Origin of the sequence: Acinetobacter sp. BIGb0196 (genome assembly GCF_011759595.1) — a bacterium.
Classification (GTDB): domain Bacteria; phylum Pseudomonadota; class Gammaproteobacteria; order Pseudomonadales; family Moraxellaceae; genus Acinetobacter; species Acinetobacter guillouiae.
Map to the genome: position 1 here is coordinate 1,045,081 of NZ_JAAOZA010000001.1, position 25,762 is coordinate 1,070,842.

At 39.2% G+C, this 25,762-nt stretch carries 23 protein-coding genes; 15 read left to right on the forward strand and 8 right to left on the reverse strand.

The annotated features are described in order from the left end of the window. The first annotated feature begins 5 nt into the window (after window positions 1-5). The 7 genes from FHR28_RS04770 (at window position 6) to sucD (ending at window position 11,024) form a co-directional block, all read left to right on the forward strand. Window positions 6-1,904, forward strand: coding sequence for an FAD-dependent oxidoreductase (locus tag FHR28_RS04770; RefSeq protein ID WP_004717286.1), 1,899 nt, complete (start codon window positions 6-8; stop codon window positions 1,902-1,904). A gap of 14 nt (window positions 1,905-1,918) precedes the next feature. Next, window positions 1,919-2,629: a succinate dehydrogenase iron-sulfur subunit gene (locus FHR28_RS04775; RefSeq protein WP_004717284.1), complete on the forward strand. Its 711-nt coding sequence runs from the start codon at window positions 1,919-1,921 to the stop codon at window positions 2,627-2,629. Window positions 2,630-3,240: 611 nt separating this feature from the next. Next, on the forward strand, window positions 3,241-6,078 hold the full coding sequence (locus tag FHR28_RS04785; RefSeq protein ID WP_004717282.1) for a 2-oxoglutarate dehydrogenase E1 component: 2,838 nt from the start codon (window positions 3,241-3,243) through the stop codon (window positions 6,076-6,078). Further along, window positions 6,078-7,292 (forward strand): 2-oxoglutarate dehydrogenase complex dihydrolipoyllysine-residue succinyltransferase, encoded by a 1,215-nt coding sequence (gene odhB / locus FHR28_RS04790; RefSeq protein WP_004717280.1) that lies wholly within the window; start codon window positions 6,078-6,080, stop codon window positions 7,290-7,292. Before FHR28_RS04785 ends, odhB begins: the two co-directional genes overlap by 1 nt. 60 nt (window positions 7,293-7,352) lie before the next feature. Further along, the gene (gene lpdA / locus FHR28_RS04795; RefSeq protein ID WP_004717278.1) at window positions 7,353-8,786 is read left to right on the forward strand and encodes a dihydrolipoyl dehydrogenase; all 1,434 of its coding nucleotides are present in this window, start codon (window positions 7,353-7,355) and stop codon (window positions 8,784-8,786) included. A gap of 168 nt (window positions 8,787-8,954) precedes the next feature. After that, window positions 8,955-10,121 carry an ADP-forming succinate--CoA ligase subunit beta gene (gene sucC, locus FHR28_RS04800; RefSeq protein ID WP_004717276.1) on the forward strand — a complete coding sequence of 389 codons (1,167 nt, stop codon included), beginning with the start codon at window positions 8,955-8,957 and terminating at the stop codon, window positions 10,119-10,121. A 12-nt stretch (window positions 10,122-10,133) separates the two neighbouring features. Next, window positions 10,134-11,024 carry a succinate--CoA ligase subunit alpha gene (gene sucD, locus FHR28_RS04805; protein WP_004717274.1) on the forward strand — a complete coding sequence of 297 codons (891 nt, stop codon included), beginning with the start codon at window positions 10,134-10,136 and terminating at the stop codon, window positions 11,022-11,024. A 154-nt stretch (window positions 11,025-11,178) separates the two neighbouring features. Here the strand turns inward: sucD and FHR28_RS04810 are convergent, their stop codons facing one another. Then, entirely contained in the window at window positions 11,179-11,940 is a 762-nt protein-coding gene (locus FHR28_RS04810; RefSeq protein ID WP_004717273.1) for a 3-oxoacyl-ACP reductase, read from the reverse strand. Between the two features lie 515 nt (window positions 11,941-12,455). Between FHR28_RS04810 and FHR28_RS04815 the strand changes: the two genes are divergently transcribed. Then, window positions 12,456-12,935: a hypothetical protein gene (locus tag FHR28_RS04815; RefSeq protein WP_224964007.1), complete on the forward strand. Its 480-nt coding sequence runs from the start codon at window positions 12,456-12,458 to the stop codon at window positions 12,933-12,935. 139 nt (window positions 12,936-13,074) lie between these two features. Continuing rightward, window positions 13,075-13,284, forward strand: coding sequence for a hypothetical protein (locus tag FHR28_RS04820; RefSeq protein WP_004717269.1), 210 nt, complete (start codon window positions 13,075-13,077; stop codon window positions 13,282-13,284). A 213-nt stretch (window positions 13,285-13,497) separates the two neighbouring features. On the opposite strand, the gene rsmD is transcribed toward FHR28_RS04820, so the two are convergent. Both rsmD and mrdA read right to left on the reverse strand, forming a co-directional pair. Further along, window positions 13,498-14,046 carry a 16S rRNA (guanine(966)-N(2))-methyltransferase RsmD gene (rsmD, locus tag FHR28_RS04825; protein ID WP_056518213.1) on the reverse strand — a complete coding sequence of 183 codons (549 nt, stop codon included), beginning with the start codon at window positions 14,044-14,046 and terminating at the stop codon, window positions 13,498-13,500. A gap of 4 nt (window positions 14,047-14,050) precedes the next feature. Beyond that, on the reverse strand, window positions 14,051-16,120 hold the full coding sequence (mrdA, locus tag FHR28_RS04830) for a penicillin-binding protein 2 (RefSeq protein WP_056518124.1): 2,070 nt from the start codon (window positions 16,118-16,120) through the stop codon (window positions 14,051-14,053). Between the two features lie 347 nt (window positions 16,121-16,467). Between mrdA and FHR28_RS04835 the strand changes: the two genes are divergently transcribed. From FHR28_RS04835 to FHR28_RS04855, 5 genes are all read left to right on the forward strand, one after another. After that, complete coding sequence (locus FHR28_RS04835; protein ID WP_004717263.1) at window positions 16,468-17,007, forward strand: hypothetical protein; 540 nt, start codon at window positions 16,468-16,470, stop codon at window positions 17,005-17,007. Window positions 17,008-17,068: 61 nt separating this feature from the next. Next, entirely contained in the window at window positions 17,069-18,385 is a 1,317-nt protein-coding gene (locus FHR28_RS04840; protein ID WP_004717262.1) for a hypothetical protein, read from the forward strand. An 83-nt stretch (window positions 18,386-18,468) separates the two neighbouring features. After that, the gene (gene adk, locus FHR28_RS04845) at window positions 18,469-19,122 is read left to right on the forward strand and encodes an adenylate kinase (RefSeq protein WP_004717260.1); all 654 of its coding nucleotides are present in this window, start codon (window positions 18,469-18,471) and stop codon (window positions 19,120-19,122) included. Between the two features lie 92 nt (window positions 19,123-19,214). Next, the gene (locus FHR28_RS04850; protein WP_166782042.1) at window positions 19,215-19,430 is read left to right on the forward strand and encodes a hypothetical protein; all 216 of its coding nucleotides are present in this window, start codon (window positions 19,215-19,217) and stop codon (window positions 19,428-19,430) included. A gap of 175 nt (window positions 19,431-19,605) precedes the next feature. After that, window positions 19,606-19,956 carry an SH3 domain-containing protein gene (locus FHR28_RS04855; RefSeq protein WP_166782043.1) on the forward strand — a complete coding sequence of 117 codons (351 nt, stop codon included), beginning with the start codon at window positions 19,606-19,608 and terminating at the stop codon, window positions 19,954-19,956. Between the two features lie 118 nt (window positions 19,957-20,074). Here the strand turns inward: FHR28_RS04855 and nth are convergent, their stop codons facing one another. Continuing rightward, on the reverse strand, window positions 20,075-20,752 hold the full coding sequence (gene nth / locus FHR28_RS04860) for an endonuclease III (protein WP_216076323.1): 678 nt from the start codon (window positions 20,750-20,752) through the stop codon (window positions 20,075-20,077). Beyond that, window positions 20,749-21,552 carry an RnfABCDGE type electron transport complex subunit B gene (locus FHR28_RS04865; RefSeq protein ID WP_166782044.1) on the reverse strand — a complete coding sequence of 268 codons (804 nt, stop codon included), beginning with the start codon at window positions 21,550-21,552 and terminating at the stop codon, window positions 20,749-20,751. Before FHR28_RS04865 ends, nth begins: the two co-directional genes overlap by 4 nt. A gap of 345 nt (window positions 21,553-21,897) precedes the next feature. Between FHR28_RS04865 and gdhA the strand changes: the two genes are divergently transcribed. After that, window positions 21,898-23,241: an NADP-specific glutamate dehydrogenase gene (gene gdhA / locus FHR28_RS04870; RefSeq protein WP_004823182.1), complete on the forward strand. Its 1,344-nt coding sequence runs from the start codon at window positions 21,898-21,900 to the stop codon at window positions 23,239-23,241. 79 nt (window positions 23,242-23,320) lie between these two features. Here gdhA and FHR28_RS04875 read toward each other — a convergent pair whose 3' ends face one another. The 3 genes from FHR28_RS04875 to FHR28_RS04885 form a co-directional block, all read right to left on the reverse strand. Continuing rightward, a complete protein-coding gene (locus FHR28_RS04875) occupies window positions 23,321-23,740 on the reverse strand; it encodes a DUF4377 domain-containing protein (RefSeq protein WP_166782045.1) in 420 nt (139 codons plus the stop codon). Between the two features lie 275 nt (window positions 23,741-24,015). Beyond that, a complete protein-coding gene (locus tag FHR28_RS04880) occupies window positions 24,016-24,786 on the reverse strand; it encodes an META and DUF4377 domain-containing protein (RefSeq protein ID WP_004717248.1) in 771 nt (256 codons plus the stop codon). 166 nt (window positions 24,787-24,952) lie between these two features. Continuing rightward, window positions 24,953-25,729, reverse strand: a complete 777-nt coding sequence (locus FHR28_RS04885; protein ID WP_166782046.1) for a dioxygenase — start codon at window positions 25,727-25,729, stop codon at window positions 24,953-24,955. Between the last annotated feature and the right edge of the window lie 33 nt (window positions 25,730-25,762).

Genomic DNA, 25,762 nt, shown 5'->3' on the forward strand with positions numbered 1-25,762 from the left:
ATGTCATGGGCGCTTTAACCCCTAAAGAAGATTATTCAAATATTCCAAGCCAGTTCTTCGATGCAGTCATCGTTGGTGGTGGTGGTTCAGGTATGCGTGCTTCATATCAACTTGCTCAAGCAGGTTTGAAAGTTGCAGTGCTAACTAAAGTATTCCCAACACGTTCTCACACTGTTGCGGCTCAAGGTGGTATTGGTGCATCGCTTGGTAACATGCAAGACGATAACTGGCACTATCATTTCTATGACACGGTAAAAGGTTCTGACTGGTTAGGTGACCAAGATGCAATCGAATTTATGTGTCGTGAGGCGCCTAAAGTTGTTTATGAGCTTGAACACTTAGGTATGCCATTTGACCGTAATGCTGACGGTACAATTTACCAACGTCCATTTGGTGGTCACTCTGCGAACTATGGTGAAAAACCAGTTCCTCGTGCTTGTGCTGCTGCCGACCGTACAGGTCATGCGCTTCTTCATACGCTTTATCAAAGTAACGTGAAAATGGGTACTCAATTCTTTGTTGAATGGATTGCATTAGACTTAATCCGTAACGAAGCAGGTGATGTACTCGGTGTAACAGCAATTGACCAAGAAACAGGCAAAATTGCTGTATTCCAAGCCAAAGCAACATTGTTTGCTACAGGTGGTGCTGGTCGTGTTTACCGTGCATCTACCAATGCTTATATCAATACTGGTGATGGTCTTGGTATGGCTGCTCGTGCGGGTATTCCATTACAAGATATGGAATTCTGGCAATTCCACCCAACGGGTGTTGCTGGCGCAGGCGTATTATTAACGGAAGGTTGTCGTGGTGAAGGTGCAATCCTTCGTAACAAAGATGGCGAACCGTTCATGGAGCGTTATGCTCCAACTTTGAAAGATTTGGCTCCGCGTGACTTCGTATCACGTTCTATGGACCAAGAGATCAAAGAAGGTCGTGGTTGTGGTCCTAAAGGTGATTATATCCTACTTGATATGACTCACTTGGGTGCAGATACCATCATGAAGCGTTTACCATCTGTATTTGAGATTGGTAAGAAATTCGCAAACGTGGATATCACCAAAGAACCAATTCCAGTTGTACCAACAATCCATTATCAAATGGGTGGTATTCCGACCAATATTCATGGTCAAGTGGTTATTCCTGAAACAGCGAAAAATGCAGCAGATTTCTATGCAGGTTTTGATAAAGCTGCAAATGAATACACAACCAACGGTACAATGAATTACACAGTGCCTGTAAAAGGCTTCTATGCAATTGGTGAGTGTTCTTGCGTGTCTGTACATGGTGCAAACCGTTTAGGTACAAACTCATTACTTGACTTGGTTGTATTTGGTAAAGCTGCTGGTGAACACATCATCGATTACGTGACTAAACATCACGGTGATGAATACCAACCACTTCCAAATGATGTACTTGTGAACACGTTGAAACGTATCAATCATTTAGATGATTCTACTTCTGGTGAAAATGCACAAGAAGTTGCGGATGCGATTCGTGATATCGTTCAAGATCACGCAGGTGTATTCCGTACTCAAGCCTTGCTTGATGAGGGTGTTAAGCAGATTCTTGCGATTGAACCACGTGTACGTAACATTCATTTAAAAGACAAATCTAAAGTATTTAATACTGCACGTATTGAAGCTTTGGAAGTTGAAAACTTATACGAAGTAGCGAAAGCAACATTGATTTCTGCTGCTGCACGTAAAGAATGTCGTGGTGCACATACTGTTGTAGATTATGAATTGCCTGCTGATGATGAGCACTATTCATATGGTCGTCGTGACGATGAGTGGATGAAACATACTTTATGGTATTCAGCGGATAACCATCTTGAATACAAGCCAGTACGTTACAGCCCATTGTCTGTAGACCCAATTGAACCTAAACCACGTACATTCTAATCGGGAGAAATAAGATGAGTAGAGGTACACGTACATTCGAAATCTACCGCTATGATCCTGATAAGGATAAAGCACCGTATATGCAGACTTTTAAACTAGAGTTGACGGATAAGCATCGTATGTTGCTTGACGCGCTTTTAGCATTAAAAGTTCAAGACGAATCATTAACATTCCGTCGTTCTTGCCGTGAAGGTATTTGCGGTTCAGATGGTGTGAATATTAATGGTAAAAATGGTCTTGCGTGTTTATGGAACCTGAACGATTTACCTGAAAAAATCGTCATTCGTCCATTACCTGGTCTGCCAGTAGTGAAAGATTTAGTTGTGGATATGAATCAGTTCTACGATCAGTATGACAAAATTCATCCATTCTTAATCAATAATCAACCTGCACCACCAAAAGAGCGTTTACAATCTCCAGAAGAGCGTGAGCACTTAAATGGTTTGTATGAATGTATTCTTTGTGCATGTTGTTCAACGTCATGCCCATCATTCTGGTGGAACCCGGATAAATTCTTGGGTCCTTCAGCATTGTTGAATGCATACCGTTTTATTATTGATTCTCGTGATACTGCGACACAAGATCGTTTATCACGTCTTGATGACCCATTCTCATTATTCCGTTGTAAAGGGATTATGAACTGTGTGTCTGTATGTCCGAAAGGTTTGAATCCAACAAAAGCGATCGGTCATATCCGTAGCATGTTGCTCGATCAAGCGGGTTAATACGATGTGAAAAAAGGGCGTGCATCTTAGGATGTACGCTCTTTTTTTATTGGATTTTTAATGAGATGGTTGTTTTTTGTTCGAGTGAATGGGATCTAAGCTTTAAGCATTGAAAAAGGATCAACAGACCCGATATAAATGGATGGATAATAATAGATTATTTCTTGTATGTATTTCGCTAATTTATAGGTGGTATGTGTCAAAAAAATCAATTGAAGTGACAGATCATGTTACGATTTAACAAACCACTATATGTGAAAAACACACCATGTTTTTGGTACATTTTTTCTACATAAGTGTGATCCAGATCAGTTTATAAATAATTTTATAAGCAAAGTTTAGAACCGCTTTAGAAAAAGCAAAAAAGCCTTTGTTTTTTCTAAGTCGATTTGCAAAAAATTGCTCAGCTTCGGTTGAGTATATAAGTGAGTGATGATGCCATTGAGGGCGTTATGATTCATTGTATGCATTAGTAAAAGCTAATGTTTATAACGCCCCTTGGTCATGAGTATCTGATGGGTGAATGTCAATTTACCGATTTGGCATTATCAATCATGGGAGTGCTTAAAAAGCACCCTCTAATGTTTTTGCAATAGGAAATGGGTCCACAAATGCAAGAAGTTGCTGACGCATTGCGTCTTGATACTGAACTTTCCGCTGATAGTGCAGCGTATATTGAAGAGCTTTACGAACAGTACCTTTCTTCTCCAACCTCAGTAGGTGAGGATTGGCGTCAATATTTCGATAAATTCCCTAAAGGTGACCAACCACACGGAAATATTCGTGAGCAATTCTTATTATTAGGTCGTAATTCAAGTCGTGTTCAGCCTGTTGTGCAAAGTGAAGTAAGTACTGAGCATGAACGTCGTCAAATCGGTGTTTTGCAACTGATTGCAGCATACCGTAACCGTGGTCATCAAAAAGCGAAGCTTGATCCACTAGGTTTGGCTAAACGTGAAGATGTGCCAGATTTAGATCTTGCTGCACATGGTTTAACCAAGTCTGACCTAGATACAGTTTTCAATGCTGGAAATTTGGCGATTGGTAAAACTGAAGCAACTTTAGGTGAGATGGTTAGCGCAATGGAGGCAACATACTGTGCTTCTATTGGTGCTGAATATATGCACATTGTTGACACCAAAGAAAAACGCTGGATTCAACAACGTCTTGAAGGTGCACGCGGTCAGTTCGGTTTCTCGGCAGATCAAAAGAAACACGTACTTGAACGTTTAACTGCTGCTGAAGGCTTAGAAAAATTCCTCGGTAATAAGTATGTTGGTGCGAAGCGTTTTGGTGTAGAGGGTGGTGAATCTTTCATTCCAATGGTAAACGAACTTATTCAACGTGCAGGTTCTGTAGGTTGTAAAGAAGTCGTAATTGGGATGCCACACCGTGGTCGTTTAAACTTACTTGTGAACATCATGGGTAAAAACCCAGCTGATTTGTTTGGTGAGTTTGAAGGTAAAACTTTAGCTAAAAAAGGTTCAGGTGACGTTAAGTATCACCAAGGTTTCTCATCAAATGTGATGACACCTGGTGGTGAAGTTCACTTGGCTTTGGCATTTAACCCATCGCATTTAGAAATTGTTGGTCCTGTGGTTGAAGGTTCAGTTCGTGCACGCCAAGTACGTCGTAAAGACATTGGTGGTGATGACGTATTGCCTGTAATCGTACATGGTGATGCTGCATTTGCTGGTCAAGGTGTCAACCAAGAAACCTTCCAAATGTCACAAACCCGTGGTTATACCGTAGGTGGTACGGTTCATATCGTAGTCAACAACCAAGTTGGTTTTACTACATCTGATCCACGTGATGCACGTTCTACCGAATACTGTACTGACATTGCAAAAATGATTCAGGCGCCAATTTTCCATGTCAATGGTGATGACCCAGAATCTGTATTGTTTGTTGCGCAATTGGCACATGATTTCCGTCATACATTCCGTAAAGATGTTGTGATTGACATGTTCTGTTATCGTCGTCGTGGTCATAACGAAGCGGATGAGCCAGCAGCAACACAACCAATGATGTATCAAGTGATCAATAAAAAAGCGACTACACGTACGCTTTATGCGGATCAATTGGTACAAGAAAAAGTATTAGATCGTTCTGATGCAGATGCTTTAGTTGAAAAATATCGTGAAGATCTTGAAGCAGGTAACCATGTTGCCAATGCTTTAGTGCTTGAACCAAATGACAAAATGTTTGTGGACTGGAAACCGTATCTAGGTCATGAATATACAGATGTTTGGGATACGACTTTCCCAATCGAACGCTTAAAAGAAATTGGTACAAAAATGCGCGAATTACCGGAAGGTTTCGTGATGCAACGCCAAGTGTCTAAAGTGATCGATGAACGTTTGAAAATGCAAACTGGTGAAATGCCATTAAACTGGGGTGCAGCAGAAACTTTAGCTTATGCTTCTATCCTTGATGATGGTTTCTTGGTGCGTTTGACTGGTGAAGATGTTGGTCGTGGTACATTCTCACACCGTCATGCCAAGCTACATAACCAAGTTGATGGTTCGGTTTATATTCCGCTTTGTCATATCAAAGAAAACCAGCCACGTACTGCAATTTATGACTCATTATTGTCAGAAATGGCTGTGCTTGCATTTGAATATGGTTATGCAACAACATTGCCAAAAAGCTTGGTAATCTGGGAAGCTCAGTTCGGTGACTTTGCAAACTGTGCGCAAGTGGTTATTGATCAGTTCATCTCATCTGGTGAAACCAAATGGGAACGTGTGTGTGGTTTAACATTACTTCTTCCACATGGTTATGAAGGTCAAGGTCCTGAGCATTCATCTGCACGTCTTGAGCGTTTCTTACAGTTATGTGCTGAAGAAAACATGCAAGTGATTACACCAACGACACCTGCACAGATTTTCCATGCAATGCGTCGTCAGGCAATTCGCCCAATTCGTAAGCCAATGATCGTGACTTCACCGAAGTCATTGCTTCGTCATAAACTTGCAACTTCAACTTTGGAAGAGCTTGCAACTGGTACATTCCAGACTGTGATTGATGAAGTGGATCAAATCAACAAACAAGATGTAACACGTGTTGTACTTTGTGGTGGTAAAGTTTATTACGACTTACTTGAAAAACGTCGTGAAGAAAACTTGAACATTGCGGTGGTACGTGTTGAACAATTGTACCCATACCCAGAAAAACGTCTTGCTGAAGTGCTTGCGACATATCCAAACATAAAAGAACTTGTTTGGTGTCAAGAAGAACCGAAGAACCAAGGCGCATGGTTATTCATTGCTCCTCGTTTATACGAAGGTGTAATGAAGTCTGCTCTACAAGTTCAAATTAGCTATGCAGGACGTGAAGCTTCAGCTGCACCTGCATGTGGCTCACCATATTTGCATGCAAAACAACAAGCTCAGCTCGTGAATGACGCACTTGCGATCGTAGCTGAACAATCAGGAGAATCTAAATAATGGCAACCGAAATTAAAGCACCGGTGTTCCCAGAGTCAGTTGCTGACGGAACAATTGCAACTTGGCACAAACAACCAGGTGAAGCGGTATCACGTGATGAAGTCATCTGTGATATTGAAACGGATAAAGTTGTTTTAGAAGTTGTTGCTCCTGCTGATGGTACTATCTCTGCAATCATCAAAAATGAAGGTGACACTGTTCTTTCTTCTGAAGTTATTGCAACATTTGAAGAAGGTGCTGTTTCTGGCGCTACTCAAACTCAAGCAGTTCAATCTGAAGAGAAAGTAGAACAAGCTGCGGCACAAACTCAAGCGGGTAATGCACCTGTTGTTGAACGTGCTCAAGTACAAGATCAAGCACCTGCAGTGCGTAAAGCTTTAACTGAAACAGGTATTGCTGCTGCGGATGTAGATGGTACTGGTCGTGGTGGTCGTATCACCAAAGAAGATGTTGCGAATCATCAAACTAAACCAGCTGCTGCAGCTGTAACACCATTAAGCGTTGCTGTTGGTGAGCGTATTGAGAAACGTGTTCCAATGACACGTTTACGTAAGCGTGTTGCTGAACGTCTTCTTGCTGCTACACAGCAAACTGCAATGTTGACTACGTTTAACGAAGTCAATATGAAACCTGTGATGGAAATGCGTAAGCAATATAAAGATGCTTTCGAAAAACGTCATGGTGCACGTTTAGGCTTTATGTCATTCTTCGTTAAAGCTGTAACTGAAGCACTTAAACGCTATCCTGCGGTAAATGCTTCAATCGACGGTGATGATATTGTTTATCATGGTTACTATGATATCGGTGTTGCGGTTTCTTCTGATCGTGGTTTAGTGGTTCCAGTATTACGTAATACTGACCGTATGAACTATGCTGAAGTTGAATCAGGTATTGGTGCATATGCTGCAAAAGCACGTGAAGGTAAATTAGCAATTGAAGATATGACTGGTGGTACTTTCACAATTACCAACGGTGGTACTTTCGGTTCATTACTTTCAACGCCTATTTTGAACCAACCACAAACTGCTATTTTAGGTATGCACAAAATCCAAGAGCGTCCTATGGCTGTAAATGGTCAAGTTGAAATTCTTCCAATGATGTACTTAGCACTTTCTTATGACCATCGTATGATTGATGGTAAAGAAGCTGTAGGCTTCTTGGTAACTGTTAAAGAGTTACTTGAAGAGCCAGCTAAACTAATCCTTGACCTTTAATTCTTTAGAATAACAACACGAGTTTAGAGTGATCCTTTAAACTCGTTTTTGGAGATAAGCATGTCTCAGTTTGATTTAGTGGTAATCGGCGGTGGACCAGGTGGTTATGAAGCGGCAATCCGTGCTGCTCAACTTGGTTTCAAAGTTGCGTGTATCGAAAAACGTGTACACAAAGGTAAGCCATCTTTAGGTGGTACTTGCTTAAACGTAGGTTGTATTCCTTCTAAAGCACTTTTAGATTCTTCACATCACTATGAAGACACTCTTCATGGCTTAGATGTTCACGGTATTACAGTTGAAAATGTCCAACTTGATCTTCAAAAGCTTCTTGCTCGTAAAGACAAAGTTGTAGATAACTTAACTGGCGGTGTTGCTCAATTGCTGAAAGGCAATGGTATCGAGTGGTTACAAGGTACAGGTAAATTACTTGCTGGTAAAAAAGTTGAATTCACACCATTAGAAGGTGGCGATGTTCAAGTTTTAGAACCTAAATTCGTAATTCTTGCAACTGGTTCTGTACCTGTAAATATTCCTGTAGCAAAAGTTGATGAAGACCTTATCGTTGATTCAACAGGTGCATTAGAATTCCAAGAAGTGCCTAAACGTTTAGGTGTAATTGGTGCAGGCGTAATTGGACTAGAACTTGGTTCAGTATGGCGTCGTCTTGGCTCTGAAGTTGTTGTGTTTGAAGCATTAGATGCATTCTTACCAATGGCGGATAAAGCGTTGGCAAAAGATTATCAAAAACTTTTAACAAAACAAGGTTTAGATATTCGTATTGGCGCTAAAGTTTCAGGTACTGAAGTGAATGGTCGTGAAGTGACTGTTCAATATAACCAAGCAGGCGAAGATAAAACTCAAACTTTTGATAAATTAATCGTTTGTGTTGGCCGTAAAGCCTATGCAGAAGGTTTATTGGCTGAAGATTCAGGCATTAAATTAACTGAACGTGGTTTGGTTGAAGTGAACGATTGGTGTGCAACGTCTGTTGACGGTGTATATGCAATTGGTGACTTGGTACGTGGTCCAATGCTTGCGCATAAAGCAATGGAAGAAGGTGTAATGGCAGTTGAGCGTATGCATGGTCATGCTGCTCAAGTGAATTATGACACTATTATTTCAGTGATTTATACACACCCTGAAGCTGCGTGGGTAGGTTTGACTGAAGAGCAAGCTAAAGAGAAAGGTCACGACGTTAAAACCGGTCAATTCCCATTTGCGGTAAATGGTCGTGCTTTAGCTGCCAATGAATCTGCTGGATTTGTGAAGTTTGTTGCAGATGCAAAAACTGATCGTTTATTGGGTATGCATATCATTGGTCCAGGTGCTTCTGATATTGTTCACCAAGGTATGATTGCACTTGAATTTGTATCTTCAGTTGAAGATTTACAATTGATGACTTTCGGTCACCCAACTTATTCTGAAGTCGTTCATGAAGCAGCGCTTGCTGTTGATGGGCGTGCGATTCACGCGATTCAGCGTAAACGTAAATAACACAAAAAAGAGCGGTTTCGACCGCTCTTTTTACTTTTGATGGTTGTTTTTAATTGAATAATCATCTAAAAATAAAAGAACAAACTTTAATAAATGCCGATAGTTATTGCGATGGAAGTCTAATTATTGGTGTGTCATAACAATGTGAAAAGTAGTAAAAGGTAAAACATGAATCTACATGAGTATCAAGCGAAAACGCTGTTAAAAAAATATGGTATGCCAGTTCAAGAAGGCATTTTAATCACTACGCCCGAAGAAGCATCTGCTGCCTTTGAGCAAATTAGTGGCAAATTCGCTGTGATGAAGGCCCAAGTCCATGCAGGTGGTCGTGGTAAAGCGGGTGGCGTAAAAGTTGTTAAGTCAAAAGAAGAAGCAGCTGAATATGCAAAAAGCCTGTTAGGTACTCGTTTAGTCACGTATCAGACGGATGCCAATGGTCAGCCGGTAAATAGTATCCTTGTTTGTGAAGATGTTTATCCTGTAGAACGTGAATTGTATTTAGGTGCAGTGGTTGACCGTTCTAGTCGTCGTGTGACATTCATGGCGTCTACAGAGGGTGGTGTAGAAATTGAAAAAGTTGCTGAAGAAACACCTGAAAAAATTATTAAAGTCGAAGTAGATCCACTGGTTGGTTTATTGCCATTCCAAGCGCGTGATGTTGGCTTCCAATTAGGTTTAAAAGATAAGCAAATCAGCCAATTTGTAACCATCATGACAGGCGCGTACAAAGCATTTGTTGAAAATGACTTTGCACTATTTGAAATTAACCCACTTTCAGTTCGTGAAAATGGCGAAATCTTATGTGTAGATGCCAAAGTCGGTATTGACTCAAATGCACTTTATCGTTTGCCTGAAATTGCAGCGATGCGTGATAAATCTCAAGAAAATGAGCGTGAGTTAAAAGCATCTGAATTTGACCTTAACTATGTTGCTTTAGAAGGTAATATTGGTTGTATGGTGAATGGTGCTGGTCTTGCGATGGCAACAATGGACATCATCAAACTGTATGGTGGTCAGCCAGCAAACTTCCTTGATGTTGGTGGCGGTGCGACTAAAGATCGCGTAATTGAAGCATTTAAAATTATTCTTTCAGATTCATCTGTACAAGGTGTATTGATCAATATTTTTGGTGGTATCGTACGTTGTGACATGATTGCTGAAGCGATTATTGCAGCGGTTCAAGAAGTAAATGTAACCGTACCTGTAGTTGTTCGTTTAGAAGGGAACAATGCAGAATTAGGTGCTAAATTACTTGATGAATCAGGTCTAAAATTAATTTCTGCGAATGGCTTAGCTGATGCCGCAGAAAAAGTTGTTGCTGCTGTGAAAGCGTAAGGAGTATCAATCATGAGCGTATTAGTTAATAAAGACACAAAAGTATTGGTACAAGGCTTTACAGGTAAGAATGGTACATTCCATTCTGAGCAATCAATTGCATACGGTACAAAAGTAGTTGGTGGCGTAACACCGGGTAAAGGTGGTCAAACTCATATTGGTCTACCTGTTTTCAATACAATGCGTGAAGCAGTAAAAGAGACTGGTGCAAATGCAACATCAATTTATGTACCTGCACCATTTGTACTAGATTCTATTGTTGAAGCAGTCGATTCTGGTATTGAGTTAATCGTGGTGATCACCGAAGGTGTTCCAACCTTAGACATGTTAAAAGCGAAACGTTACCTTGAAACTTATGGTAATAATGCACGTTTAATCGGTCCAAACTGTCCAGGTATTATCACACCGGGCGAATGTAAAATTGGGATTATGCCAGGGCATATTCATCAACCAGGTAAAATCGGAATCATTTCTCGTTCTGGTACATTGACTTATGAAGCAGTTGCGCAAACGACTAAGCTTGGTTTAGGTCAGTCTACTTGTATTGGTATCGGTGGTGACCCAATTCCAGGTATGAACCAAATTGACTGCTTAAAACTTTTCCAAGAAGACCCACAAACAGAAGCAATCATCATGATTGGTGAAATTGGTGGTAGTGCGGAAGAAGAAGCTGCTGAATATATTCAATCTAATGTGACTAAACCTGTTGTTGGTTATATTGCGGGTGTAACAGCGCCTAAAGGTAAGCGTATGGGTCACGCAGGAGCGATTATCTCTGGCGGTAAAGGTACTGCTGAAGAGAAGTTTGCTGCATTTGAAAAAGCGGGTATGGCATATACGCGTAGCCCAGCTGAACTTGGTTCAACTATGTTTGATGTCTTAAAAAAGAAAGGCTTGGTTTAATTTAAAGTTTAAATTTTTAAGCTAGAAAATGGGAGCCGATCGGCTCCCATTTTTATTGGTTGAAGAGTATTGGTTGTATATTCTTGATTGTTAGCGTTTAATTTTGTGATCAAGATAGAAAAAAGGGAATTTATATGAGAGTGGTGATCTGTGATTAGCCTTTGACTAAACCACCATCCACAATCAAATTTTGTCCTGTTACAGCACGTGACCACGGTGATAAAAACATCAGCACGGCATCTGCAAACTGCTCAGGTGTGGTGACTTCTTGTAAGGGTGTGGAAGCAGCGATCAAATCAAACACTTGATCAGGTGTTGCACTGCTAGCATCAGTCTTACGTAATAGACCGCCTGAAAGCATATTTACATTAATACCATACTGACCTAAATCGTGTGACGTTGTGCGGGTAAAGGCCAAAAGTGCTGCTTTAGCTGCAGTATAATCATGATAAGGAACCACAGGATTCTGTACAAGATTGGTTCCAATATTGATGATTCGACCAAAATGATCTTTTTTCATATCTTCTAGTGCAGCTTGGGTGGTGTTTAAAGCGGCTTTTACTGCACTGTCCAATTGCTGTTGCATACTGTGCCAGCTCAAGGTTTCAACTTTTGGACGTAGATCACCATCAAATTTAAATGCCAATAGCGCATTATTAATCACTGAGGTGATTGCATGTCCATAATGCAGTTTTGCCTTTTTAAACATCGTGTTGACTTGATCTGCATCAGTTACATCTGCTTTGTAAATAAAAACTTGTTCGGCATGTTCCTTAGCAAGTTGTTGTGCGGATTCTTCACTATTGAAATAATTCACCACAACTCTTGCGCCTTCACGAATCAAAGCATGGGTAATTGCAAGTCCTAGACCACGTGCGCCACCAGTCACTAGAATAATTTGATCTCGTATTTCCATGTTCAAATCAACTCATTTGATATCAATTTAATTTTAGCACTTTTATCGATCAGACTCTTAGATTGAGAGATGAGTTACAAAGTTTATCAATTGCACATACTCAAGATGAAAAATATAAAAACATCTAGAGAAATTTAAGCATCTTAGTGCATTGATTACATATGAATATTCAAATAATTAAACTTTTTAAATCCTATTGATAAAATGATGGCTCAGAATGAAAGTTAATTGGTTTAACATATTGATCATATTATTTATAATTAAAACGAAACGCATTTGATATTGGGTGTGCTTCAGCCATTCTGATCTATATGTAGGCTACAATTAGACTGAACATTTAAGTGACGTATAAACAAACAGAGGAGACAACCATCTTGTTTTATGATTGGTATAACTCCGATAAAAATGATGAATTGATTAGGCAAAACATGCGACCTATTTACCCGCTCAATTTAATGGTCATTTTTATATTTTTTATAAATTCAAATGTTTATGCTTTTGATGATCTGGCACTTATGGCAGAAGAGGCACAAAATCAAATTGTGGAATATCAAGATGAATTATTAGGACAACCAGATCAATTGCAAGATGAGCAATTATTTAAAATTGAAAATCAAGAAAATAGCCTAAGTGATACTGAAATGAGCACTGAGCGAAATGATATTTTTTTTGAACAAGACCAATTGCAAAAAAAGCTAGCAGAACAGCATGAGCATGAATTGGCAGATTATTCAATTTTAACCAATAAATTTTATGAAAATGAGCGTATTCGTGTATTTAATTATACTGCTTACAATGTACAACAATTAAAGACATCATTACTCAACCCTTCAAATGATAATCCTGCATCAAGTGAGCTTTATCTTTCTTTTGGTTATGGTATTGAATTTAAGATCAATGCTTTAAACAAAGTGGGTTATGAATACATCTCTAGTTTTCCTTATGATCGTGGGCAATTATTGCGTCTGTTTTGGATTAGAACGCTGACCTATTAACCATAAATATTTTATCGATCATTTTTTATTACCGTGAAGAAATCATGGTGGAAATACTACAACTTGAAACATAAGCTTGTTTAGCACTACACATTAACAGACTAACTTAAGCAAAAATGAGATGAAGAGGTGAGTCATCATGTTAAACAAAGTTATTGTGTTGGGTGTAGTTGCTATTTCATTAACTGGTTGTATTGTTGCACCATTTGATGATGGTCATCGAGGTGGTCATGGTCGTTATGATCAGCGACATGATTCGGATCATCGCTGGGATCAGCGTCGTGATGGTGATCGACATCGTTATGACCGAGATCGTAATGATCGTGACTGGAATTGGAAAGGGCGTTAATTCTTTATCTTAAATATAAAAATGGGCAATGCATGCCCATTTTTTTCTATCTTGTTGTTTGAAAATATATGAATGAAGTAACTCATATATTTTTTTAAAAACTAATTTATATCTTTGTAGGGTGGCACTGCCGCATTTTACATTGAAAGTTTAAATATATTTGTGTAGGCAATAGCGTATTTTTTGTAGGGCATGCCACACGAGAACAATACCCTATATTATTTTTTTAAATAAACCTGCTTGTACTACACCAGCTTTGGTTTGTTTCTGTAATTGCCATGTTGAGGGTAAATTCAGTTGATTTAAGCCACGATCTGCTTCTACATAAATCAATGCTTGATCAGATAAGTATTGATCAGCTTTTTGAGCCAATTCATCCCATAAATTTAAACTATAGGGTGGATCTAAAAACATTAAATCAAACTGTTCATTTAAATTGGATAAGGCGTGTTGTGCTGTTTGAATTTTCAGCTGACAGTTTTCAGCTTTAAGCAACTGAATATTGTCTTTTAAAAATTTAGCTTGCGTGGCATTGGGTTCAATCATGATCACGTGCCTTGCACCACGTGAAAGTGCTTCAAATCCTAAAGCACCTGAACCAGCACAAAGATCTAAGACTTTGGCATTTTGAATATCCCACATCAGCCAGTTAAACAATGTTTCACGCACTCGATCAGGGGTAGGACGTAAACCATCGATATCAGCAAAAGGAAGAACTCGACGTTTCCATTCTCCACCAATAATACGTAATTGGTTTTTCACTTTATTATTCACTGATATCAGCCTCAGGTACAGGTGGGGGAGTGGGTTGTGTCGAAGTCGTACTATGACCTTGAGTTGGTATACGGTTTTGGGTAGCCGTATTGGTCTGCGTATTTGGCTTCGGTTTAGGCAAGGCATTTGGATCTGCTGCAAGAGAAACATCACCACTTGGCAGTTCACCCGGTTTGATCCCAGCTGTCATTAAGCCACCACTGACTTGATGGTTAAGCGGTACAATTGGATTCTTTTTGCGAGTCAGCAACCAGTAATCAAACACAGGACGAGCAATCTTGGCAGCAGAACCACCATGCTTACCATTTTCCCAAATCACCGCAATGGCAATTTCAGGGTTTTCAGCAGGTGCAAAACCAACAAATAAACCGTGGTCTAATTGTCTTGATGTCAGTGCAGCTTCGTTATAGCGCTTGCCTTGGGCAATACTCTTCACCTGTGCTGTACCTGTTTTACCTGCGATTTGGTACATTGGTGTACGGATACCACGACCTGTACCTGTTTGAATAACATCAACCATTGCATCACGCATTTTAATCCAGTCTTCATCTGTACCACTGAAGTTGATTTTTCCTGTCGGGGCATTGAGTACTTCATGCTTTTTCGCCCCTTTAGATTCACGTAATACGTGTGGTGTGACATGTGCACCATGGTTGGCGGTAATTGCTGTTGCCATCGCCAGTTGTAATGGAGTCGCGGTAAACGCACCTTGACCAATACTGACAGAAATGGTTTCACCCTTGAGCCATTTGCTTTTTCGGGTACGCATTTTCCATTCAGGACTTGGATATAAACCTGTACTTTCGCTTGGTAAATCTACCCCTGTCTTTTCACCGAAACCAAATTGGCGCATCCATTCATTCATGCGGTCTATACCCATCTGGTAAGACAAGATATAGAAGTAAGTATCACAAGAAACCACAATGGACTTATGTAAGTTGACTGAGCCATGTCCAGTCTTTTTCCAGTCACGGAATTTATGTGAATCGCCAGGTAAATGGAAATAGCCAGGATCGGAAATTGTAGTTCCCCAATCTACCGTTTTAAAGTGAATACCACCTAAGCCTTCCATCGGTTTAATGGTAGAGCCGGGAGGATAGGTTCCTTGGACAGCACGGTTATAGAGCGGTTGATCTAGGTTGTCACGCAAGGCTGTATAATCTGCGTGTCCAATACCTGTTACAAATAAGTTCGGGTTAAAACTTGGGCTTGAAACCAGTGCTAATATTTCACCAGTTCGTGGATCAATTGCGACGATTGCACCACGACGATCTTTAAGCTGTTCTGCTGCAATGGTTTGCAGACCATAATCGAGTGAAAGATATAAGTCATTGCCTCGGGTAGACTCTTTACGGCCTAAATGACGTAAGACATTACCATGTGCATCGGCTTCAATCGATTCATAACCAGGAACACCATGCAGTAAATCTTCATAGGATTTCTCTACACCAATTTTCCCAATCAGGTTGGTTCCTGCATAACTATCTTTATCAATTGCTTTGAGCTCTTTATCGTTAATACGACCCACATAGCCAATAACATGGGCAAATAGCTCACCATGTGGATAATAGCGGGTCATTTGTGTTTCGATATCAACACCCGGAAATTGAAACTTGATTTCACTAAAGCGTGCAATATCTTGTTCTGTTAGGTTTAGCTTTAAGGTGACTCGTTCTGTTTTTTTAGAGGCTTTAATACGGCTATTAAAACGGTCAATATCTTCTTGATTCAGATTTAAAATTGGAATTAAACGCTTAACCGTATCATCTATATCTTCGACATCGGCTTTGCTTAGGGTTGCAGTAAAAACAGGGTAGTTATCTGCCAGTAAAATCCCATTACGATCGTAAATATAACCGCGTGCTGGTGCGATGGGTTGTAGTCGAATACGGTTTTTATCTGATGCTTCACTAAACTCTTGATGATGAAAAATCTGCAGATAAGCATAGCGTGCAACCAGAAGGCACATAAAAAATGAAACAATACCAATCGCAAAAAAGACACGACTACGAAAGATGCGTTTTTCTTGTTGGACATTTTTTAGAGGAAACTGCTGCTTCATACGTCGTCGGCTTTAGTACTTAAAGATGGGTGAATTTAGGGGTCAAACATTTTACCCTAGATTGAGTCTTAAAAATTAAAAAACACAAATAACTCATCAAAATATATTTTAACTCAGTCTCTGCAACAAATTTGTTATGCCTTATGCAGGACCGTTGACATTTCACCTGAAAAATACGCATCGTTGTAAACATTGAGGAATTGTCAGCAGAGCCTGTATGGATTTGACCTTAGCGACATTAAATTTATAGCGTTTTGTATATGAGTGCTAAAATAATTCTGTTAAAGTCGAGCCTTAAGGATAAATAGATTCGACCTAAGTTAAGATTAGGGATAATGGAGAAAATAATGAAAAAAATCTTTCCCTTATTAATGTTAGTAGCTGTCGGAAATTTCGCGCATGCTGATGTTAAAGATTATTTGCCAGATATGAAGGGAATTTTACCAGAGGCAAAGTTTAAGCCTGAAGATGCTTCTAAATGGAATATCGGTGCGGGTGTAACGCAACAGATGGTCCATGCGAATGGTGAGTGGGTAAATCCTTATGGAATTGCGTATACTAAATTAGGTGTTTTTTATAATGGCGACCATGAGTTTGCAGGTCAAGTCGGCTATAGAATTCCTGTAGTATTAAATGGTAAAGATAAAAATGGATTCTATGTTGGGGTCTATGGCGGAACACTTAAAAGTAAAAAAGTGGACGGAAGTGATGAAGTTCAATATGGTGGTGGTGCCGATTTATCTTATGTTTTATTGAATAAAGAGCGTATAAGTACATTTAGTGTGGGGATGGGTGCAGGTAGTGAGCTTCATAATAAAAATGGAGATATGGTCCTGGAAACTCGTCCACAAATACAATTTGCTTATACCTTAAGTGTCGGGTTCTAAAGTTTTTATGATTTTATCCATATCCTTCGACCGCAAATAGAAATAAATACGAGAGTCATGCATGTTGGAATACGTTAATGGTTTGTGGCACGCTTTTACAGCTCGACCTGATCATCTTGCCATTTTAAGTATCATCCCAGTGACGGCCTTTGTAACGTGGGCACACGTTTGGATGGCACTGAAAATGGTATTTTATCCAATCACGTTCTGGGGGTTCCATATTGGTCCCTTACCCGTGGGTTGGCAAGGGATTGTGCCACGCAAAGCTGGGCGAATTTCAGGCATCATCACAGACAATACATTATCCAAACTGGGTTCTTTGCGTGAATTTTTAGATGCAATGGATCCTGAAGATATGGCTCGGATTATCGGTGAACAAGTCGGTTTTGAGCTTGAACATTTGATTGATGAGGTGATGTTAGATCGTAATGCTGTTTTGTGGGAAAACTTACCTTATTCGATTAAACGTCGAATTTATGGTCAAGCGCATAAACAATTGCCGGGTGTCTTAAGAGAACTCGTGACCGAACTGACCATGAACGTCGAGTCACTGGTCAACATGCGGGATATGGTCGTTACTCAAATGGAAGGCGATCGCCGTTTGATGGTCCGTATGTTTTTAAAAGTTGGGCAAAAAGAAATTAACTTTATTTGGCATATTAGTGCTGTAATCGGGAGTTTCTTTGGTATTTTCCAAATGTTTGTTTATGTCTTTGTACCACAACATTGGACGGTACCTTTCTTTGCAGCCGTTTGGGGCTTTTTAACCAACTGGATTGCAATCTGGATGGTTTTCAATCCAGTAGAGCCACATTACGTACGCTATCCACAATTTTTTGAACGTACAAAAGATCGAAAATTTCCATGGATTAAACCTGTTATTCCAAGAATTGGCACTTATAATGTTCAAGGTGCGTTTATGAAACGCCAAGAAGAAGTGTCAGATGTTTTTGCAAGTGTCGTGACTGAAGATTTGATTACGTTAAAATCAATCATGACTGAAATGATGTATGGTCCTAAGAAAGAAAAAACCCGTCGTATTGTAAAGCGTCATATTAACGAAATTATGGAAACTCCATTGGTTCGGACCTCTTTACAATTGTCTTTAGGACTAAAAGAGTATGCAAAACTCAAGACAGACTTGATTGATCGGTCAATTGAAATTACGATGGTGCCTGTTTGCGACCCTGCGTTTAATGCGAGCCGTGCACAGAAAATTTTTCAGATGTTTAAAGAGCGGATTAGAGAGTTAACCCCAAAAGAGTTTCAAAACCTGTTACGTCCTGCATTTCAGGAAGACGAATGGATTTTGATTGTACTTGGTGGTGTGACTGGATTTTTTGCTGGTCTAATACATTTATTTGTGGCTTTCTTATAAATTTGATGCCATTACGATGATAAGTTTTAATTTGTCATGGCAAACGGTATCATACATATTGTTTTAAATGAGGATGTTTTTTTATGCGCATTATATTACTCGGACCACCTGGAGCAGGTAAAGGTACACAAGCTCAGTTGATCTGTAAGCGCTACAATGTCCCACAAATTTCAACCGGTGATATGCTCCGTGCTGCAATTCGTGAAGGTACTGAATTAGGTCTTAAAGCTAAAAGTGTAATGGAATCAGGTGGTTTAGTATCTGATGAGCTTATTATCGGTTTAGTGAAAGAACGTATTGCACAACCTGATTGTGTAAATGGTTGTATTTTCGATGGTTTCCCACGTACGATTCCTCAAGCTGAGGCTTTAGAGAACGAAGGGATTAGCATTGACCATGTAATCGAAATTGAAGTACCAGACGAAGAAATCGTAAAACGTCTTTCTGGTCGTCGTCAGCACCCAGCATCTGGTCGTGTTTATCACACGATTTATAACCCACCGAAAGTGGAAGGTAAAGATGATGAAACTGGCGAAGATCTTGTGCAACGTCCAGATGACGAAGAAGCAACGATTCGTAAGCGTTTAGGCTCTTATCATAATGAAACTGAACAGCTTGTTGGTTTCTATCAAGGACGTGCAGCTTCTGGGGAAAATGCACCGACTTATAATAAATTGAACGGTTTACGTCCAATAGAAGATGTTCAAAAAGATTTATTTGCGATTTTAGATAAATAAGACCGCATTCAAAGCATTTTTTTAAGCTTTGACAATAACAGAGACCTGATTCATATTAGGTCTCTTTTTTTTTTGCAAGAGTGGCGTAGAGAGTGAAGTTTGTATTAATTGCCTTGGTCATTTTGAGTATATTGCTTCTTTTGGGCTTATTGTATATGAGCTTTAAATTGTTACGCAAAGCACAAAAAGAAGAGCTTCAGCAACGCCGTCAAATGAGAAAATCAGGCAATTACCAAGTGCATCCACAGGTGGCTGAAGAGTGGAAACGGCTTGAAAAGTTAAAGAAAGATTTGGAAAATAAAAAGTAAAATAATCAGGGAGATTAATGCTGAGGATAAATTAATCCTTATCTATCATCGAGCTTCATTATTCCAAATTGATGAATTTGTATGATTGAGATGTGCAAGCAATTAATTCTAAGGGTTTTGTTTATCCATCTACATGCTAAATTCACAGCATTCATATTATAAGAAGACTGTCCAAATGAAATTGATTGCCATAGCAGCACATCGTAGCGAATATTTAGAGCCTATTTATTTTTCAAAGGGGACTTTGCTCAACATAGGCGAAAAGTATCAAGGCTCGGAGAATTGGGACAATTGGTATTTCTGCACAGTCGACAGTGGATTAGAGGGGTGGGTTCCTACTCAAATCATTGAATGGATCAATAAGCATCAAGGCTATGCAATCGCAGATTACACAGCGAAAGAACTCAATGTAGATCATGGCGATCTATTGGTTGGAGAAGAACAACTAAATGGCTGGATTTGGTGTAGCAGATTATCTGATGAGCAGTCTGGTTGGGTGCCCTTAGAGGTGTTAAGTCAGATTTGATTGAGGGCTATTTTAAGATTCTATCTATTTCTTTAGTAAATAACTACCTCAGAAAAATGACAAAGCATAATCTTGATTAAATGATGACTATGTTTTGTCAAAATCTCTCATTTATTCGCTACTTTGTTCTGACTTCGCGTGCAGCACCAAACTCATATTTATCAGGCCAATTACAAACATCTGACACAATACATTCATTGCATTTGGGTTTACGTGCAATACAGCAATAGCGGCCATGTAAAATTAACCAATGATGCGAGTCAATAATAAATTCTTTTGGAATCACTTTAATTAAACGATGTTCGACCTCAAGGACGTTTTTCCCTACAGCCAGTCCAGTACGATTGCCAAGACGGAAGATATGCGTATCTACAGCCATTGTAGGCTGACCAAAGGCGGTATTCAGCACAACATTGGCAGTCTTACGACCTACGCCAGGTAAGGCTTCTAAATCAGCACGATTGTCTGGAACTTGGCTATTGTGCTTCTCAATCAGAATCTTACAAGCTTTAATCACATTTTCAGCTTTGGCATTATATAAACCAATGGTTTTAATATATTGCTTTAAACCGTCTACACCCAATGCATAAATTTGTTCAGGAGTATTGGCGACAGGGAATAACTTATCAGTGGCTTTGTTGACACTTACATCTGTGGCTTGAGCCGATAAGGTAACAGCGACAAGCAACTCAAATGGGTTTGAGTAATTGAGTTCTGTTTTAGGATTTGGGCGTTGCTCACGTAATCGTTCAAAGAAAATCTGAATCTGCTTTTTGGTCATATTCTTTACAGTCATGATGCATCCTCTTGCAAAACAGATAACTGTTGAATCAATTCATTTAATTGATGTTGCTTATTTTCATCTGCTCGAACACTCAATTGTTTCTCTAGTTTTTTAATTTGAGTCCGCAGCTTAGCCAATTCAATGGTGGTTTTCGCATCTGTAACAATTGGATTTTTTATTGTGGGCTGATTGATTTCAATTGTAGGTAAAGCCTGACTCTGTTGTGTTATCTGCGCAAAGAGTTCAGTGTCGATTTCTGCACGAACCACAGGACCTTTACGATGGATGCGTTGTTTTTCTTCACGTTGAATATGTGCATAGTAACGACCACGTAAGTCATTTTGTTCTAAAAGACGTTGTTGTTCATTTGGAATAGGCTGAATGTCTTCAACTAAATCAATGCAATCTACTGGACAGGGAGCAATGCATAGTTCACACCCAGTGCATAGATCTGTAAGTACGGTATGCATCAGTTTACCAGAACCAATAATGGCATCTACAGGGCAAGCACTGATGCATTTGGTACAACCAATACATTCATCTTCACGAATAATGGCTTTCATGCGTTGTGGACGGCCATCGCTTTGAATTGGCCAGACACTTGGTTCAGCAATGAGTTTATTACGATTGAGTATATCCGCAAGCGCATCTGCAACAGGTTGCCCACCTGGCACACATTTATTGGCTTCTTCGCCTTTTTCTACAATAGATTTTGCATAAGGTAGACACCCATCACGGTGACCACAGAGTCCACATTGTGTTTGTGGCAAAATGGCATCTATTTGCTGAATGAAGGAAAGCGATGAATTCATGTGAATAAAACTTTAAAGAAAAATGAACAAATGCTTGGTAAAAGCGAAGAATATTTTGCAATTTTAGCATGTTTTGTAGTGAAAATCTTTGCTCTAATTTGGCGCTAAAAATGCGCTAATTTAGATCAAAATATCGAATATTTTTTGGTTAAAAACGCCAACAAATTGACATTTTATTTGGGGTTGATTAGAAATTATCATATTGAATTTAAATATTATTTGAAAAAACATTTGAAAAAAGGTTGTGGATTATATACAAAAGGGATTAAATACTTTGCGCCAAAATTTATCATTTTATTAAAAGGGTTGACCTTTTTTGTATCATTTTCTGCTGAGGAATGAGCGTTGAAATATAATAGCCTGAATGACTTTTTAAATTACGTTAAAGCACGTGATCCAAATCAACCAGAGTTTTTACAAGCTGTGGAAGAAGTTATGACCAGTTTGTGGCCATTTATTGAGAAAAACCCAGAGTATGCTGAGCACGGTTTGCTTGAACGTCTTGTTGAGCCAGAACGAGCGATTCAATTCCGTGTTTCATGGGTAGATGACAAGGGTCAAACTCAAGTTAACCGTGCTTTTCGTGTTCAATATAATTCTGCTATTGGTCCATTTAAAGGCGGCATGCGGTTTCACCCATCTGTAAATCTCTCTATTTTAAAATTTTTAGGTTTTGAGCAGACGTTTAAAAATGCGTTGACCACACTGCCTATGGGTGGTGGTAAAGGTGGTTCTGATTTCGATCCTAAAGGCAAATCAGACGGCGAGATCATGCGTTTTTGCCAAGCATTAATCATCGAACTTTACCGTCACCTTGGTTCTAATACTGATATTCCAGCAGGGGATATTGGTGTGGGTGGTCGTGAAGTAGGTTACATGGCGGGTATGATGAAAAAGCTCAGTAATGACACTTCATGTGTATTTACGGGTAAAGGGTCATCATTCGGTGGTTCTTTGGCTCGCCCAGAAGCAACAGGTTTTGGTACAGTTTATTTTGCTGAAGAAATGCTAAAAACTCGTGGTGAAAGCTTTAAAGATAAAATTGTGGTGATTTCAGGTTCGGGCAATGTAGCGCAGTTTGCTGCAGAAAAAGCCATGTACTTAGGTGCGAAAGTGGTTTCATTGTCAGACTCAAATGGTACGGTACATGTAAAAAATGGCTTTACCAATGAGCTTCTTGCTGAAGTAATGGAACTTAAAAACGTAAAACGTGGACGTATTTCTGAATTTGCTTCAAAACACGGTTTTGAATATTTAGAAGGTCAACGCCCTTGGTCAATTCAGTGTGATATTGCATTGCCATGCGCAACTCAAAATGAATTAAATGAAGAAGATGCAGATGTACTGCTTGCCAATGGTGTAATCTGTGTTGCAGAAGGTGCCAATATGCCTTCAACACTAGAAGCTGTTGAAAAATTTGTAGAAGCAAAAATTCTTTATGCACCTGGTAAGGCGTCTAATGCAGGTGGTGTGGCCACTTCTGGTCTTGAAATGTCACAAAACTCGATTCGTTTGGGGTGGACATTTGAAGAAGTGGATGAGCGCCTACATGCAATTATGAAAGAAATTCATCGTAACTGTGTGAAATACGGTACTCAAGCTGATGGCACAGTGAACTATGTAAATGGTGCAAATATTGCTGGTTTTGTTAAAGTTGCCGATGCAATGTTAGCGCAAGGCGTGTTCTAATCTCAGTTTGATTTTGAACTTAAAACCGATGCTTTTGCATCGGTTTTTTATTTGAGTAATTTGAAAAACAGCAACAAGCTTATTTGCTCGGAATGGTTTCAACAATTGAGTCGAGTTCATATTGGTATTGAGACTGATCAGCTGCAGGATTGGCAATTTCTGTGCGTTTGACCTTAATAATTTGAGTAGACTTTGAATTATGGGTAAAGCCATCAATAGAGTCATAAAAATAACTCGCTTCTTTCTCGCTATAATTTTTTTGACCAGTTTCGCTCAAGGTTAATTCACGGACTAAAAGACAAGTTTGTGGTGCGACACCAGTACAAGGTCGAGTTTCAGGACTGACCTCTAAAAAAATAATTTGTGGTTGAGCTGCTGTATTTGAAACTTGGGTTTCTATAGGCGTTGGTGTTGTAGGAACTTTTTGAGTTGTAGATTCTTGGCTACATGTCATGACGAGCAACGGTAAGATTAATGCAACGCTTAATTTGTGATTCATGATTTTACCTTTATCGATCTTGCTGTATTAAAAATGAGCTTTGCTGCAATCACTATGGATTGTTAAGTTTCTATTATTGAGTGTATATATTCACTGCTTTTTTTAATTATTGTTCAATATTAGATGTTCTGCATCGATTAAAATAAAGATGCAAAGTTTAAGATAGAAATATTTTGATTATTTGGCTGGAAAAGCATAAAACTGATTTAAATCTAGGTGTTTATAAATAGTTAAACTAAGAAAAGCTGAAGTTGAACTTCAGCTTTTCTATACAATTATTTTACAGTTTCACGTTCGATAATCATGTCTTGTACATAAGCGTATTTAGACTGATCAGCAGCTGGGTTTTTAATCTCATAACGTTTTACACGAACCACTTGGCGCTCAGCAGGGCTATGCGTAAAGCCTTCGATTTGGTCATAGAAATATGTCCAATCTTTATCTACTTGGGTTTTTACACCATTGTCAGCATATTTGATTTCGCGTACTTGTAAGCACTGCATTTTTCTTACACCAGCAGAACATTCTTTAGTTTCTGGGCTGATTTCTAAGAAAATTGTTTCACCTTGGCTTTGGTATTTAGTTTCAGGTGTCATTTTACCTGTAAATACAACTTTACCACCTGTCGCGTTTACCAAAGTAAGCGTTGGGCTTTCAGTGTTTGCTGTGTCGAGTACAAATGCTGTTTTATTTGATTGGAACAATGCCGCAGCAAAACTTTCTTGTTTCATTAATTCAGGAGAACACATCATATTGGTTGATGCGATATTGCCAGTAACCAATAAACCGTTTTCAACTTTTGCACTGGTCATTAGTCGGTTACAGCCAGTCGCAACACTTAAACGTTGGTCTGCAAAATTAAGTACGATGGGTTGTTTGGTATCTGCTGGTTGATAAGACCATTGATAAGCATTTAATGTTTGCTCTGCATTACCTTGTTGTTGTAATACTTTCACAGCGGTATCACCCAATTTTTGAATATCGCCAGATTGGCAAGCCGCTAGGGCTAAAGGAAGTACAGCTAATGCTAAATATTTGAATTTCATATTCTATTCACGTTTTAAAAAACTATGCATAGGATAAACCATGAAACACTAAAAGATATGGATACAATTTATTAATTCGGTTTCAATATGTATCCATATAACTAAAAGTTAAACAATAATTAACAAATTGTTATCATTTGTGCTGAATTATGATCAATTGAATCATTTAGTCAAAACGATAAATATCCATACCTAGCGCGCCCATCGAAAAACTACTGTGCACAATACTAAAGCGATGGCCAGTACCCATTGCAAAGAAAAGAGGCGCAAAGTGTTCAAGTGTTGGGTGGTTTTTCTGTAGATAAGGAATGCTATCCCATTCCAATACAGCATCATAATTACTATGGTTGAGTTTGCTCACCACATAATTTCTAAATGTAGATGCCCATTCAGGGACATTTTCATCTTTGCCGTTCCATGACAATTCTCTTAAATTGTGAGTGATGCTGCCTGAACCAATCAATAAAATTTGTTTTTCACGGAGTGGGGCAAGTGCTTGACCAATTTGGTAGATTTGATCAGCATCCATATTCATCGGTAAAGAAATTTCAATGACTGGAATATCTGCCTCAGGGTACATATGTAATAAAGGCATCCATACACCATGATCACGAGGTCGAGTACTATTTGCATGTGCAGGAAGATGAGCTTCAGCCAAGAGATGTAGAATTTCTTCCGCCAATTCAGGATTTCCTGGTGCGGGATAGCGAATCTCATACAGCGCTTGAGGAAAACCACGAAAGTCATGCCATGTTTCAGGGCGTACACCTGTATTGACTTCTAAAGCCTCACTTTCCCAGTGGGCAGACATCACCACGATGGCTTGTGGTTTTGGCAAATTTAGACCAAGACGATGTAGTGCAGGACCGACTTGTTCAGGATCTAGCGCAAGCATGGGAGAGCCATGTGAAATGAATAAACCTGGGAGTGTTTGTAAGTTCATATCTTTGTGCCTAAATGATCATTAAATACAGCG